The sequence below is a fragment of the Chryseolinea soli genome (assembly GCF_003589925.1).
GTDB lineage: Bacteria > Bacteroidota > Bacteroidia > Cytophagales > Cyclobacteriaceae > Chryseolinea > Chryseolinea soli.
Genome location: NZ_CP032382.1, coordinates 1,001,341 through 1,015,932 on the forward strand (window position 1 = coordinate 1,001,341; position 14,592 = coordinate 1,015,932).

Annotated in this window: 15 protein-coding genes; 5 read left to right on the forward strand and 10 right to left on the reverse strand. The window is 51.9% G+C overall.

Annotation, left to right across the window (positions count from 1 at the left end; genetic code table 11):
* The first annotated feature begins 66 nt into the window (after positions 1–66).
* The 4 genes from D4L85_RS04110 to D4L85_RS04125 all read left to right on the forward strand — a co-directional run bounded on the left by D4L85_RS04110 (position 67) and on the right by D4L85_RS04125 (position 4,897).
* On the forward strand, positions 67–705 hold the full coding sequence (locus tag D4L85_RS04110) for a GyrI-like domain-containing protein (protein WP_119753122.1): 639 nt from the start codon (positions 67–69) through the stop codon (positions 703–705).
* Positions 706–1,022: 317 nt separating this feature from the next.
* The gene (locus tag D4L85_RS04115; RefSeq protein ID WP_228450767.1) at positions 1,023–2,714 is read left to right on the forward strand and encodes a S8 family peptidase; all 1,692 of its coding nucleotides are present in this window, start codon (positions 1,023–1,025) and stop codon (positions 2,712–2,714) included.
* Between the two features lie 263 nt (positions 2,715–2,977).
* Positions 2,978–3,895, forward strand: coding sequence for an aspartyl protease family protein (locus tag D4L85_RS04120; RefSeq protein ID WP_119753123.1), 918 nt, complete (start codon positions 2,978–2,980; stop codon positions 3,893–3,895).
* A gap of 93 nt (positions 3,896–3,988) precedes the next feature.
* A complete protein-coding gene (locus D4L85_RS04125) occupies positions 3,989–4,897 on the forward strand; it encodes a cupin-like domain-containing protein (protein ID WP_119753124.1) in 909 nt (302 codons plus the stop codon).
* On the opposite strand, the gene D4L85_RS04130 is transcribed toward D4L85_RS04125, so the two are convergent.
* On the reverse strand, positions 4,892–5,521 hold the full coding sequence (locus D4L85_RS04130) for a hypothetical protein (RefSeq protein ID WP_119753125.1): 630 nt from the start codon (positions 5,519–5,521) through the stop codon (positions 4,892–4,894). The genes D4L85_RS04125 and D4L85_RS04130 overlap by 6 nt on opposite strands.
* 215 nt (positions 5,522–5,736) lie before the next feature.
* Between D4L85_RS04130 and D4L85_RS04135 the strand changes: the two genes are divergently transcribed.
* A complete protein-coding gene (locus D4L85_RS04135) occupies positions 5,737–8,205 on the forward strand; it encodes a penicillin-binding protein 1A (protein WP_119753126.1) in 2,469 nt (822 codons plus the stop codon).
* Positions 8,206–8,210: 5 nt separating this feature from the next.
* Here the strand turns inward: D4L85_RS04135 and D4L85_RS04140 are convergent, their stop codons facing one another.
* From D4L85_RS04140 to D4L85_RS04180, 9 genes are all read right to left on the reverse strand, one after another.
* Positions 8,211–9,203: an MlaD family protein gene (locus D4L85_RS04140; protein ID WP_119753127.1), complete on the reverse strand. Its 993-nt coding sequence runs from the start codon at positions 9,201–9,203 to the stop codon at positions 8,211–8,213.
* A gap of 11 nt (positions 9,204–9,214) precedes the next feature.
* Positions 9,215–9,994: an ABC transporter ATP-binding protein gene (locus D4L85_RS04145; RefSeq protein WP_119753128.1), complete on the reverse strand. Its 780-nt coding sequence runs from the start codon at positions 9,992–9,994 to the stop codon at positions 9,215–9,217.
* Positions 9,991–10,749, reverse strand: coding sequence for an MlaE family ABC transporter permease (locus tag D4L85_RS04150; RefSeq protein WP_119753129.1), 759 nt, complete (start codon positions 10,747–10,749; stop codon positions 9,991–9,993). The genes D4L85_RS04145 and D4L85_RS04150 overlap by 4 nt, the downstream gene beginning before the upstream one ends.
* Before the next feature lie 113 nt (positions 10,750–10,862).
* The gene (locus D4L85_RS04155) at positions 10,863–11,408 is read right to left on the reverse strand and encodes a low affinity iron permease family protein (protein ID WP_228450768.1); all 546 of its coding nucleotides are present in this window, start codon (positions 11,406–11,408) and stop codon (positions 10,863–10,865) included.
* 75 nt (positions 11,409–11,483) lie between these two features.
* Positions 11,484–12,566, reverse strand: coding sequence for a DNA topoisomerase IB (locus D4L85_RS04160; protein WP_119753130.1), 1,083 nt, complete (start codon positions 12,564–12,566; stop codon positions 11,484–11,486).
* Between the two features lie 3 nt (positions 12,567–12,569).
* Positions 12,570–12,782, reverse strand: a complete 213-nt coding sequence (locus D4L85_RS04165; protein WP_119753131.1) for a hypothetical protein — start codon at positions 12,780–12,782, stop codon at positions 12,570–12,572.
* Positions 12,783–12,791: 9 nt separating this feature from the next.
* Positions 12,792–13,145, reverse strand: coding sequence for a hypothetical protein (locus D4L85_RS34660; RefSeq protein WP_185154864.1), 354 nt, complete (start codon positions 13,143–13,145; stop codon positions 12,792–12,794).
* A 216-nt stretch (positions 13,146–13,361) separates the two neighbouring features.
* On the reverse strand, positions 13,362–13,943 hold the full coding sequence (locus D4L85_RS04175; protein ID WP_228450769.1) for a YciE/YciF ferroxidase family protein: 582 nt from the start codon (positions 13,941–13,943) through the stop codon (positions 13,362–13,364).
* A 162-nt stretch (positions 13,944–14,105) separates the two neighbouring features.
* On the reverse strand, positions 14,106–14,585 hold the full coding sequence (locus tag D4L85_RS04180) for a pyridoxamine 5'-phosphate oxidase family protein (protein ID WP_119753133.1): 480 nt from the start codon (positions 14,583–14,585) through the stop codon (positions 14,106–14,108).
* Positions 14,586–14,592 lie beyond the last annotated feature (7 nt).

Here is a 14,592-nt window from a genome sequence, read left to right on the forward strand (position 1 = left end):
CGCTACTGACATACCGCTGTCAACCGCGCAGCGCTTCTTTGCTCACTCAACAAAAAATACATCTTCATGGAAAAACTTGATCTGGCAAAGAAGTACCGGGCCTACTACACAGCCAAACCGCATCCCGAACTGGCAACGATCGAGCCGGTCACCTATCTCTCCATCCCCGGCCAGGGCGATCCGTCATCGGAAGCGTTTGGCAAAAAAATCGAAGCGTTGTATGCCGTCGCGTATGGTGTGAAATTTCTCAGCAAGGCAAATCATCGCGACTTTGTGGTGCCGAAGCTGGAAGGATTGTGGTGGTTTGACGAGGAGGCTTTTGGTGACGTATCGTTGGCGGAAGCGCCCTTGAAAATTCCGCGTCACTTGTGGTATTATCGCCTATTGATCCGTATGCCCGATTTTATAACACCCGCGCTGGTGACAGAGGCATCGGCGAAAGCCTTTCAAAAAAGGAAGGTGGTGACGATAAACGAGGTGGGGTTGCACGACATGAAACAGAGAACGGTGGTCCAGATGCTGCACACGGGGTCATTTTCACGCGAGCCCGAGACACTGGAGAGGATGCAGATGTTTATAATGGACCACAAGCTTACCAAAGCCGGTCTGCACCAGGAAGTGTATCTTTCTGACTTCAGAAATACGGCGGAAGTGAAACTTAGAACCATCCTGCGAGAACCCGTGGAAACGACCGACCCAACCTAGCGCCAGTCATGAATTTTTCTTCTTCTTTCGCCGACGACTGGTGTGTGCGGTTGTAATGGTCCGCATAGCTCAGCAGTAGGGTGAAAAAAAGTATAAATGTTGTAAAGACTCCAATCATAAGCGTAGTGGTGGTGTTGTGGATACAAATATGGCTGATCGGGCACGCGTAGACTTGGCGGTATTGAGGCCGGGGGCACGAAGGTAAGATCGGCAGGACTTTTGTGTGTTTTCCAACCAGAAAACCGTTCGTATAACGTTTCTATGATTTAAACTTTGCCACCGTAACTTGCCCCATGCCCATTGAAAATCAAGTCTTTATGATGAAAAATGCCGCCCGGATCCTGATTCTTTTAATCGTTTTGGTCCATGTACGAGATGTTTGGGCCACACATCCCATACCTGAAATTCAGGATACGACAACGGTGCCGAAGGACTGGTTCTTACGCGACCCCGAAACCGACCACGTCCAGGGCCTCAGTGTGGAGAAAGCCTACAACACCCTGTTGCGCGGCCGCCCATCCAAAACCATCGTCGTGGCCGTGATCGATACTGGTATCGACATCAATCATGAAGACCTGAAAGATGTGATCTGGACCAACGCGGGCGAAATCCCGGGAAACGGCATCGACGACGACAAGAATGGCTACATCGACGATGTACATGGCTGGAATTTTATCGGTGGCAAGAATGGCAACGTAGAAAAAGACACCTACGAGGTGACCCGCGAATACGCACGCCTCAAACCCCGCTTCGAGAACGCCGATGAAAATAAGATCGCCAAAAAAGACAAGGCCGACTATGCTCTTTATAAAAAAGTAAAGGCCAAGTATGATCACGACTTCAAATTCAACAAAGACCAGTTCGATCAATACAACCAGCAATATCAGCTCTATATCAATGCCTATGGCACGTTGAGTTTCTGCGACAGCCTGCTGCGCGCACAGGGCGATGGAAAAACGCTCACCAAGATCTCATTGACTGCCATCGCGCCAAAGAATGACACCGTTCGCTTCGCCAAGGAAACGTTGCTTCGCGTGTTGAAGGAAAGCGACGACACCACTTCCGTTACCAACTTTCTGAACGAGTTAGATGAATACCTGAAGCAATTGAAAGAAGGTGTTGATCACTATGGCACCGCGGTTGAATACGGTTACAACATGAACTACAACCCGCGCACCATCGTGGGCGACGACCCCAACAATGTGCATGAAAAATATTATGGCAACAACGATGTCACCGGTCCGTATGCGCGGCATGGCACACACATCGCGGGCGTCATCGGTGCCAATCGCAAAAACAACATCGGGATCAAGGGCATTGCCGACAACGTGCGCATCATGTCGGTGCGGGCGTTGCCCAACGGCGACGAGCGCGACAAGGACATTGCCAACGCCATTCGCTATGCCGTCGACAACGGAGCGCAGGTGGTGAACATGAGTTTCGGGAAGAAGTTTTCGCCGAACAAAGACCTCGTGGATGCGGCTGTCAAATATGCCGAGTCCAAAGGCGTGCTGTTGGTGCATGCCGCCGGCAACGACAACGACAACCTCGATGCGGACCCCGACTTTCCCAACCGCACCTTTCAGAAGGGCGGGCAAACCAAAACCTGGATTGAGGTGGGCGCTTCCTCCTGGGGAGCCAACGAAAACCTGGTGGCCGACTTTTCAAACTATGGCAAAAAAACCGTCGATGTATTTGCCCCCGGCGTGGAGATCTACTCCACCATTCCCGACAACGGCTATGAAGATCTGCAAGGCACCAGCATGGCGTGTCCCACCGTTGTGGGTGTTGCCGCGCTGTTGTTCTCCTACTATCCCGATCTCACGGCCAACCAAGTGAAGACCATCATCGATCAGTCGACGCGCAAGTTCGCCTCGCTAAAAGTCACCCAGCCGGGCACGGCCAACGAGGTGACACTCGACAATTTGAGCATCACCGGTGGCGTCATCAATGCCTACGAGGCCGTGAAGCTTGCCGAATCCATTAAATCGACACCTGCCAACAAATAAAGCGTACACAAAGCGTCCGCTATCGAAACAAGAAACGTGCAAATGCCAAGCATTTGCATTTTTTTTTGCAGGTCTACACCCAAAAATACCGTCATTGACGTGAAGGTTTGTCTTCATATTTACCGACTTGCCTACCGAGTTCGCGTGAAACCCTTCAGCCGTTTCGCCAGGACGGTGTTTCGAGGGTGATAAAATATCCAGCTTTACACGTGTTTCCCACGACGTAGAGGAGAAGTAGCTTTTCTAATGCAAACGCTACTTCCATGAAAGCCTTTATCAAAATTTTCTTTTTCAATTCATTGCTTTTAGCCGCCGTGCTAGGCAACAAATCGACACTCGCCAACGTAGGTTTCTCGATGCCCGATTCTGTGCGCGAGGTAACTTTCCGCTATAAGACCATCCAAGGTCTCATCCTCCTGCCGGTCATCATAAACGACACTGTGAAAGTGAATCTCATCCTAGACACCGGTTGCCGAAACCTGGTGCTATTTGGAAAACGCTTTCAGAAATACTTCGACATCCAGCCGGACCGGGAAGTAAAATTCTCAGGGCTTGGTGCAGGCCATCCGGTGGTGGGTGGCGTTTCATTGAACAACAAAGTGTCGATTCATGCCGTGATCGGCGAGCGCATCCCGGTGGTGGTGGTTCCCCGTCAGAATATTTTTGTAGAATATGACAACGTTCATGGGGTTATTGGTTACGACATCTTCATCAAGTTCGAAGTAGAGCTCAACCCCGAGGAGCATATCATTACCTTCCGGCCCGCTGCCCGCGCCGAGATCCCAGCCGACTATAAGCGGCTCCCCATCCGCGTGGTCGATTCGCGGCCGGTGATCAGTTCGCGCATCTTCTTTACGGGCCAGGAGGGTCAATCGTGCGACCTGATGATCGACACCGGCTCGTCGCTGGGGCTTTTGTTGAAAACTTCCGACCTGACCAAATATCCCTCGGGCTACACGAAAGGCGTTTTGGGACGGGGCCTGAACGGCAACATCGAAGGCACCGAGGCCTACCCGGACCGGTTGCTGGTGGACGCCTTCGAGATCATGACGCCGAAGGCGGGCATTGTCTATTCGCAATGGCACGACTCTGCTTCGGTGGGCATGGAGGTGATGCGGAACTACTCCATCGTGCTCAATTATTGCAAGGCCTACGTCGGGTTCAAAAAACTCCGGATGTAACAACTCATCCCGAGGCTCGTCATTGCGGCCGGATTTACCGTGTTTATTTAAAAATATCGGGTTATTTTTGTCAAAGACACTAACATCCCGGATATGGCCCTAGACGTGCAGACCCCTGTTCCTGTGGTGGATGGCTCCACCATTACCCGCGAAGAATTCTATGCCCAATATTACCGACCTCAAAAACCGGTGGTCTTGCGCGGTCTGTGGAAACAGTACCCGGCATACTCGAAGTGGACCATGGACTTTTTCAAGAAGACGATGGGCAACATCGAGGTGGGTCTTTTCGGCAACCGGCCCGAAGACATTTCCAAAACGCTGCAGGTACCCAACGCGAAGATGCGCTTCGACGAATACCTGAACCTGATCGAACGCGAGCCTACTGACCTGCGCCTGTTTCTCTTTCCCGTTTTCAAATACAAACCCGAGCTGCTAAAAGACTTCGGCTATCCGTCTATTGCCGGTGGCTATATCAAGATCCCGTTCATGTTCTTTGGTCCACCCAAATCCATCGTGCGCATGCACCAGGACATCGACATGAGCAACGTGTTTCTCACCCAGTTTCACGGCCGGAAGCGCGTGATCTTGTTTGCTCCCGATCAATCGACTTTGCTCTACCGCTTGCCTTTCAATGTTCACTCCACCGTAGACGTAGACCACCCGGACTATGATGCCTACCCGGGATTGAATTATGTGAAAGGCCAATCGGTGGTGATCGAGCATGGCGATACGTTGTTCATGCCCAGTGGTTACTGGCATCACATCGAATATCTCGAAGGCGGATTTGGTTTGTCGGTGCGCACGATGGCCTATAGCTGGCAGATGAAAATGCGGGGCGTCTATAACCTCACCATCCAACGGACCACCGACAACATCATGCGCAAGATGAACGACGAGAAGTGGTTTATCTATAAGAAAAAGCTCGCCCATGAGCGGGCAGAAAAAGCCATCCAAAAGCTGGATGGAACTTCATCCATGCCCCGCGCCACGGTGGGGTCATAGGCTTTCGGCTTTCCGTTTCACGTTGTTATGAAACTCCGAAATAGCCTTGGTGTGCAAAGGCGGATAGACACGCGTGTCGCGAAAATTTGAACCGCTTTTGTAATACGTGCGATGGAACACCTCCGTAAAACCTTCTGCTGTTTCTTTTAAGCTGATGTGTTGAGACCCCTCGGAGGCGCCTCCTTTCATATAGCACAACTTCAAGGAATGTTCTTCGTCGTTCACCTCCATCACTTCGTGGGCTACGGCCAGGTTGAACAATCCGCCGAAGAGGCGCAGGTTCAGGATGATGAGCTGGCCTTTTTCCATGCCATCGTAGGGATCGTGCATATATGTTACCCTGTCTTTTTCACGATGGTATTGCAAACCAAAGCTCACCATTTCGCCGCGCCAGGCTTCTTCGGGGCTGATGGTTTTGTAGGTCTCCCAAACTTCTGCCAAACGCCGGTGGATCAAAAATGTTTTGGCGTGCTGATGGTAGGTGGCCAGCCGGGAGGTGTCTGTGCAAACGGGGATGAGCATGGGAAACTGGGCGGTCGTGGTGATGCCCTTATCGGCCAGGAATTTTCTGACTTTTTTTTGTTTGATCTTTTGAAAATCTATGAACGTGGCGGTAGGTGTCATGGGTCGATGCAAAAAACCGGGTGTGGAAATACCGGCGCCGACAAATTACATCTTTTCAAAGTTTGTTTTTGTGTCGTCTTATAAACTGCTTTTTTCAGAGTTTCGGCGGCTTCCTTTCCGGGTTGCCGGACATGGAACTTTTTGGTACGGGGCACGATTTGCGCCCTAGTTCGACACTCACTATCTTCCGCCCCCGGTCGGTGGTGTAACGGATTATGGAAGAACAACTCAGGAAGCTTAAGCGCAATATTCGCTACTATTATATTCTGGGGCTCCGCAAAGCCCGGCCGCTGCTGCACGCCTTGCGCGTGCAATACGAGCGGGTCAGCGAATACTACCGAACCCATCCCCGCGCCCGTAGATGGACCCTTATTTTAGGACCGCCGTTTGGCGCCCTGTTCCTGCTTTTGCTGGTCGTGTGGATCGAAACCCCCAGCAACAAGGAACTTCGTAACATCCAAAACCAACAGGCCTCCGAAGTCTATAGTGCCGACAGCGTCCTGCTGGGACGATACTATATCCAGGACCGGACGGAGGTGAAATACGAAGACATTTCCCCCAGGGTATTCGACGCACTCATCGCCACGGAAGATGTGCGCTTCTATGAGCACGAAGGCGTGGACTTTATCAGTCTGGGTCGCGTGTTAATCAAATCCATTTTGCAACAGGACGAATCTTCGGGCGGCGGCAGCACCATCACGCAACAGCTCTCCAAAAACCTTTATCCGCGAAAGCGCTATTGGATCCTTTCCATGCTGATCAACAAGCTGCGCGAAGCCATTACCGCGCGCCGTTTGGAGGGCATCTACTCCAAGCAGGAGCTCATCACTTTATATCTAAACACCATCCCGTTTGCCGACAACACCTTTGGCATACAGGCGGCCGCGCAACGCTTCTATTCCACCACTGCCAAAAACCTGACGCTCGACCAGGCCGCCGTGCTGGTGGGGATGTTGAAAGCCACCACCTACTACAATCCGCGCACCTACCCCGACCGTGCTTTTAACCGGCGCAACGTGGTATTGAGCCAAATGGTGAAGTACAACTACATTACCGAACGCAAATCCGATTCGCTGCAAGTGCTGCCCATCGAATTGAAGTACAATAAAATCTCGCATCACCAGGGGCTGGCGCCATATTTTCGCGAATACCTGAAAGCCGAATTGCTCACGTGGTGCAGGAACAACACCAAGGAAGACGGTTCCAACTACAATCTCTACACCGACGGTCTGAAGATCTACACCACGATCGACTCGAAGCTGCAGAACTATGCCGAGAAGGCGGTGAGTCAGCAGATGGCCGATGTGCAAAAACAATTCTTTGATCACTGGGGAAAAGAAAAACCCTGGAAGGGCAAAGACGAGGTGGTGACCGAGGCGATCCACCGCTCGTCGCGCTACCGCCAATTGAAGGCGCGCGACCTCTCTGAAAAGGAGATCATGAAGGTCCTGAAAAAGCCGATCCCCATGCGCGTGTTCACCTGGAAAGGCGAAGAGGATGCCGAGATCAGTCCGATCGACTCTATTAAACATCATTTGCAATACCTCAACGCAGGTTTCCTGGCCATGGAACCCGAAACCGGAAAAGTAAAAGCCTGGGTGGGTGGCATTGAACACGACTTCTTTCAATACGACCACGTAAAGGCCTCTACCAAACGGCAAGTCGGTTCCACCTTCAAACCCATCGTCTATGCGATGGCCATCGAAAAAGGCGTGCCGCCATGTGATTTGATTTCGGCTGGTCAGCAGACCTACATCGACAAAGAGGGTGAAAAGTGGACGCCGCGCAACTCTCAAAACGACTACCAGGTGGAATACACCATGCGCGGTGCATTGGCCTATTCCGTGAATACGGTAGCCGTGAAGTTGATCCAGCTTGCCGGTGTCGACAACACCATCGCTTTGGCGCGCAAGATGGGTGTCAACAGCGAGATGCCCGATGTGCCCTCGATCGCGTTGGGGTCTTCTTCCATTTCGTTGATCGAAATGACAGGAGCCTACTCGTGTATTGCCAACGAAGGCGTGGCGAATTTTCCTTATTACATTACCGGCGTGCGCGACCTGGAGGGAAAAGTGTATACTGATTTCAAACCGGAAGGCACTGGCAAGCGGGCCCTGTCGAAAGAGACGGCACAGCTCGTTACCCGCATGATGCAAACGGTGGTGCACGAAGGCACCGCCTCACGGCTGCGCTGGCGTTATGGGATCTACAACGATGTGGCGGGCAAGACCGGAACTACCCAATCCAACGCCGACGGTTGGTTCATTGCCATGACCCCGCACCTGGTGATGGGCACCTGGGTGGGTGCAGACGATCCGCGCATTCGTTTCCGCTATACCGAACTGGGCCAGGGTTCCAATACGGCCCTGCCGATGGTGGGCTACTTTATGAAACAAGTCAACCAGGATCCGTCATTCAAAAAACTTTCCGACGCCAAGTTCAAAACGCTTCCGACGGAGTTGCAACGCGAATTGGATTGCGACTTGTATGAACTGAGCGACACCTTGGTTGCCCAGATCAAACGCAAAGTAATGCAACGCGATTCACTGATTGCCGCCGACACGTCCAAGGCGCCGCCGAATGAAACCTTTCTCGAAACGCTGTATAAGCGCAAGCTGAAAATACAGCGGGCCAGTCAGCCGGACACCACCAACGTAAACCCGTTGAAGGTTCTCGGAGGATAGCGATGTTATGGTTTGAGTTGAGCGGCCTTTGCTTTCTCCTCCGCTTTCTTTTGTTTACGGAAATAGCCTCGCAGCAGGAAGTTATGTTTCAACGCTTCCATGTTGGCATCCAACTTTACCGACGCCGACTCGGCATTTCCCAATGTCACCCTCAGCTTGTTGGCAAAAGCGGTATCGGCCAGTAGCACGCCAATAGCGTTATCGTTGCTGTTGATCTTGGAGATGACCGCCTTCAGGTCTTCCGACATTTGCTTGGAATTCCTTCCGACCTCGGCCACGTTGTTGAGCGCCTTTTCGAAAGTGGCGGCATAGGTTGTATCCTCGATGAGCTTGGTGACCAAACCATCGCCATTCTTGATTTCGCTCAGCATCACTTGCAGGTCCGCCGTGGCGCGGTTAGTATTTTCGCCGGCATTTTTCAAGGACAACACCGCCTGGCGAATGTCGTTCGAAAGCGGGCCCTCCTGGAGCAAGTCGCCGACGATGCCTTCGCCTTTCTTGAGTTTATCCGTGATGGTCTTCAGGTCTTCGGTGAGCGTGCGGGTATTGGCGCCCACATCTTTGGCAATGTTGATGAGCTCCTGCGTATCGGTGGGCGAAAATGAATTGATCGTGTCGTTGTCCTGGATGGCATGATTGGCATTGCCGGGGCGGATGACCACGATCTTGTTGCCCACCAGGCCGTCGGAGCCGATGAAGGCAGTGGCGTCTTTTTTGATGAATTCGTTTTGCTTGTCGCGGAGGGAAAGTGCCACGATGACTTTTCCTTCCGAAATAATCTGCACGTGCTTCACGGTTCCGATCTTCACACCGGAGAGCCACACTTTGTCGCCTTCCTTCAGGCCTTCGATGTTCTTGAAGATGGCCGAGATGGTAAAGGTCTTATTGAAGATGGTGTTTTCACTTCCGATGTAGACCAGGGCGATGATGAACAGCAGAATGCCACCCAACACGAAGGCCCCCAGTTTTATATTTTGTTTCACTTCAGTGGTTTCCATGACAAGACGGTTTAGTAATTAAAGAATGGCTGCAGATCGGGTGCATTTTGTTTTTTTAGTTCTTCGAAGGTTCCTTCCACTTTATTGCGGCCATCGAACAAACCCACAATGCGGTCGGAAGTTTGGCGGGCGCAACTGATGTCGTGGGTGATGATGATGGATGCCGTGTTGTATTTGTCTCTCACATTGAGGATCAATTCATTGATCTCATCCGAGGTACCCGGATCCAGTCCGGCGGTCGGTTCGTCGTAGAGCATGATCTTTGGGTTTAGGATGAGCGTCCGGGCAATGCCGATGCGCTTTTTCATGCCGCCCGAAAGCTCAGCCGGGTTCAGGTCGCGCGCCGATTCCAGTCCCACATCTTGCAACGCCGACAGTACTTTTTCATCCAGTTGTGCCCGATCGTAGATGCCCAGGTTTCGCTTGAGCGGGAACTCCAGGTTCTCGCGCACCGACATGGAATCGTAGAGTGCACTGAGTTGAAAGGAGAATCCGATCTGGAGACGCAATTCATTCAATGCTTTGCTGGAAAGGCGGGGAACGTCGTAGCCCAACACCTTTATCGAACCGGAATCCGGCTTGAGCAAGCCCACCATAATTTTGATGGCCACCGATTTGCCACTGCCCGATTTGCCGAGGATGACGAGATTTTCTCTTTCAAAAAGCTGCAGGTTGAAATCGGTGAGCACGTCGCGGTCGCCAAAACTTTTGTGAACGTGCTGCATCTCGGCTACTACCTTGCGGCGCGTATCGGGCTTAGGATCAAGTACGGTTTCGGTTTGCGGTTTCATTGTGGGCGGAATAAGTTGATGATCTGCAACGAGGCCAGGTCGATCACAAAAATGAAGATCATGGAAACGACCACGGAAATGTTGGCAGCTTTACCCACACCCGTCGTACCTTTTTCGGAGTGATAGCCGGCATAGCAGCCCACGATGCCGATGGCAAAGCCAAAGACTGCCGACTTGACAAGCGATGAAAAGATGTCGAGATACGTGACGACGGCCGACACCTCGTTGAAGTAGAGCGTGAAACTGGTTTTGTTGATGGCGTGTACCATCACAAACGAACCCATCAACGCCGTGATGTCGGCAAAGACCACCAGGAGCGGCAGCATGAGGGTGGTGGCCAACACGCGGCTCACCACCAGGTAGCCATACGGCCGGGTGCCCGAAACCTCCATGGCGTCGATCTGTTCCGACACCTGCATACTGGCCAGCTCGGCGCCGATGTTGGATCCCAGTTTGCCCGCACATATCAGCCCTGTGATGAGCGGCCCGAGGGAGCGCACCACCGCCTGCGACACGAGCGAAGGCAGCCACGACTCCGCACCAAAAGATGCCAGCGACGGCCGCGATTGTTTGGTGAACACGATGCCCGCCAGAAAAGACGTGAACACAATCAGGAACAGCGACCGGTTTCCCAACAAGAAACATTGCCGCAAGGTCTCCTTCACTTCGAACGGCGGATAAAAAGCCTCCTTGAAAAATCTTCTGATAAACCTGAAGACCTCAGCCAATACGATAAGGAATTTCCTGAATTTCATTCACTCTGTGTTACGTGAATGAGACACAGAGAAATAATGTGCCAGAGACTCCAGGAGGTCTGTGGTCCTCTTAAAGCGGCTATTTCATTCGTTCATCGAATATAAACCAGCAATCACTGTGGAGATTGTTCCACACCGCCCTTGGGAGATGACTTCCGCTTTCTCTTCGCCGTGTGTACACGCACCGCGTCATCGATAGAGTGCGAGCCATAGAGATCCTTTTCTTTTTTCGCCAGCGCCGATAGCTCGATGTAAAATTTCTTCAGCACGACCAACTCATCTTCCGTAAGGTCTTCGACGTCTACCAGCCGGTTGCTGGCATTCTCCTGGGAGGCGATCAGCTCGTTGAGCTTCAGTTGTAGTGCCAGGGTGTCGCGGTTTTGCGATTGTTGGATGACGAACACCATGAGAAAGGTGATGATGGTGGTGCCGGTGTTGATGACCAATTGCCAGGTGTCGGAATATTTAAAGATGGGCCCGGTGATGCCCCAAACCACAATGACGCTAAACGCGGTGATAAACGCGGCGGGACGACCGGCAGCATGGGTCACGTATTTTGAGATCTTGTCAAAGATCTTCATCGATTTGGCAGGAGGCTCAGGGATGGTGATTTCTTGCGGCAGTTTTTTGTCGTCGCTGGAAGGCGTTGTTGAGTTCATATGTAGAGTTGTTATTTTCGATTACGGCCAAATTACTCAGCGTTGTCCAGAAATCCTTGCCGGCTTTCCCGTGTGCTAGACCTTCTGTAAAATCCGCATCAATACTTTTTCATCCGGTGTGAGATCCACCAGCCCGTCGCAGGCTTCGATGTCTTCCAACTGGGAGAGATATTTCTGCAGACCGTTTTCTTCATAGAGCGCGATGATCCGCGGGTGTACATAATATTTGCGGCATATGGCGCGGGTGTTGCCCAATTTGGCGCTCACCTCATCCAAAGCCTGCAAGACATTTTTCTTGGTTTCGGCTGGCGTCAGGGCCTCTCCCAACGATTTGAAGGAATTCAACATCGACAACGTTCCGGCCCAGGTGCGAAAATCCTTGGCGGAAAAATCATTGCCGGAGGCCTCCTTAATATAGTTGTTGATCATGCCGGAATCGATGGTACAGCGAACGCCTTCGTCGTTGATGTATTGAAACAACTCTTTCCCGGGAATGTCGCGGCAGGCCTTCACGATGCGGGCCAACCGTTTGCTTTTTAGGGTCACGGTGTGATAAATCCCTTTTTTTCCTTTGAACGAAAATTTGAGCGTGGCTCCGGTTATGTTCACGTGGCCATCCTTGAGGGTGGTCAATCCATAGGACCCATACAACTTTTCATATTCATTATTGCCCACGCGAATAAACGTCCGTTCCATGAGGCTCACCACCGTGGCCAGCACTTTTTCCTTGGTGAGGCTGGAGGCACAGATATCGCGCTCGATGCGTTGACGCAGGGCGGGCAATGTTTTGCCAAATTCATAAAGCCGGTGGAACTTGGTCTGGTTTCGGATGGTGCTCCACTGCGCGTGGTACTTGTATTGCTTCCTGCCGCGCACATCATAGCCCGTGGCCTGGATGTGGCCGTTCTCTTGCGCGCAGATCCATACCCTTGTCCACGCAGGAGGTATCGCCAGTTTGCGAATGCGTTGCAACGTGTCCTTGTCTTTCACAGGACGACCATCTTGCAAGTAACTGAAACATGCTCCCTTCTTTTGTCTCCGGATGCCGGGCATGGCGTCGCCCACGTAGCGCAAGCTGGCTACGGCCGCGGCACGCTTGTGGTCGCGATGAATTTTGATCGACTCGGCGCGGGTGATGGAGATCGGCACAACTTGCATAGGTCAGGCATTGGTGCTACCGGAATGCGCACCCGATACAAGCGCGAAAAGCAACGTGATCGTCAAAATACAGGAGGCGTTCAACAGCGCGATCCAATCGTTGTGAAGACAGGCATATACCATCCGGTGAAAGGTGATGGCAGGAGGTTCGGTGCGGCGTTGTAAACTCTTCACAGCAGGAACGGGCAAAGTCTGGGCAAACCGTATCATGGCCATCTTCGTCGGTTATTTCTTGATGTTTTTCTTGATATGTTTTTGAATGCCCTCCACCTCGCGAATGAAGTTCGACTGCTTCGCGTCGGCATAGGCCCCGTAAGCGTCGATGAGCAAGCCTTTCAGGCCGTCGTTGGTTTCGATAAAGTAGACCACCGCACTGTCTTCCGGATTTGAATAGCCTTCGAACCGGTGAAAATTAACGATGGACACGTCATGGGGCGCGTAAAATTTTTCTTCCTTGTCGTTGGTCAAACCTTCCGACGCCACTTTAAAATTTTCGGTGTATCCGTCCTGGATAGCCTTGTTGGTAATGTCCAACAGCGTCGGCATTTGCAGGGTGGCATTTTGTTCGTCCTTTTTCATAGGGATTCTTGTTTTTGGTGGAGGTCTATAAAAAATCCTGCCAGGAAAAACGTTCGATTTCAACGATGCGTGCGTGGTGGGTGTGGTGGAGTTTCCCCAAAACGCGTCAGACACCATGGGATCTACACACAGGTGGATTATCAAACGAGGATCATAAAAAAAGAAGCCACCCGGAAGGATGACTTCTTGTTTGGCGAAGGGAATATCTTTTCGCTTCTACTCTACTTCTTCCTCCTGCATTTCGGCAGCGAGGTGATTTATTTTTTCCGCCAGCCGTGTCAACTTCACGTCGGTTTGTGCTTCCTCCTCTTTGGTTTCCTCCAACAGTTGGGCGCATTGTGTTTTGCCCAGCACGTTGGCCATGGTGCGGAGGGTTCCATAAGCGGAAATTTCATAGTGCTCAACTTTTTGACCGGCCGCGATAAGGGCGGCGTCGCGAGCGTGGCCTTCGTCATACTCTTCAATGGCTTCCTCTCCTTCTTCCACCAGGCCTTGCATGGCTTCGCACTTTTTGGCCATGGCCTTTTTCTCCAGCAACTCGAAGCATTTCTCGAGCCTCACGATCTGCATCCGGGTCTCGTCCAGGTGCGTGTTGAAGGCCTCCCTCAACTCATCGTTAAATGCTGCCCGGGCCATTTTTGGCAAGGCCTTGGTGAGGTGCTTCTCGGCCCAATAAATGTCTCTCAACTGATCTTCGAAAATGTCTTCCAGGTTTTCTTTGGAAGATTTGATCGCCTTCTTTCTGGCGGGCGCGCGTTTCATGGAAACGGCTGCCTTGGATTTTGTTGTGGTTCTCATGAGCATTTTCTTTTTTGAAGTTTGTGAAAAATGTCTTCACCCCAATAGGATACCCTCTGTCTGCGCAGATTGTTTTGGGATATTCGTTCTTTTCTTGCGTACCCTCTCCACACGTTGAGCAGGATGCCGTGTCGCGGTGCAATTTGAAACCTTCGTTGCCCATCAAACATGCAGCTTGCCGTGCAGGTCTTTGGCGCCTATCGCTTCTTCGCGCCCCATGAGGCGTTGGTTCTGCAACATTTTGTTCTCGTCGCTCACCCAATACTCTACTTCCAGTGGCCGCACTACCAGCAGCGCGATCCCCGGATCCTCCAGGCCACGCGGGAACCACGCCTTAACGTAGGGATTAAAAAGTTCTCTCATCTTGCCTTTGTTCGTACTCAGGTGCGCGGCCCCCGAAATATTGAGGTACGTGCTTTCATTTTCGCACGAGTAGGTCAGTTGAATGGCCGGATGCTTTTTGAGTTGTTCCATCTTTTCCGGATCTGCCGACGTAAAAAACCATAGGTTTCCCGAATCATCCACGTCGACGTGCGACATGGGCCGGAAACGTATTGGTGTTTCCTCGTCTTCCCAGCAGCCCAGCATACCGACGCGGCACTTGCCCACCAGCGCTTTCAATTTTTCGATGTTGCTTTCCATAACACTT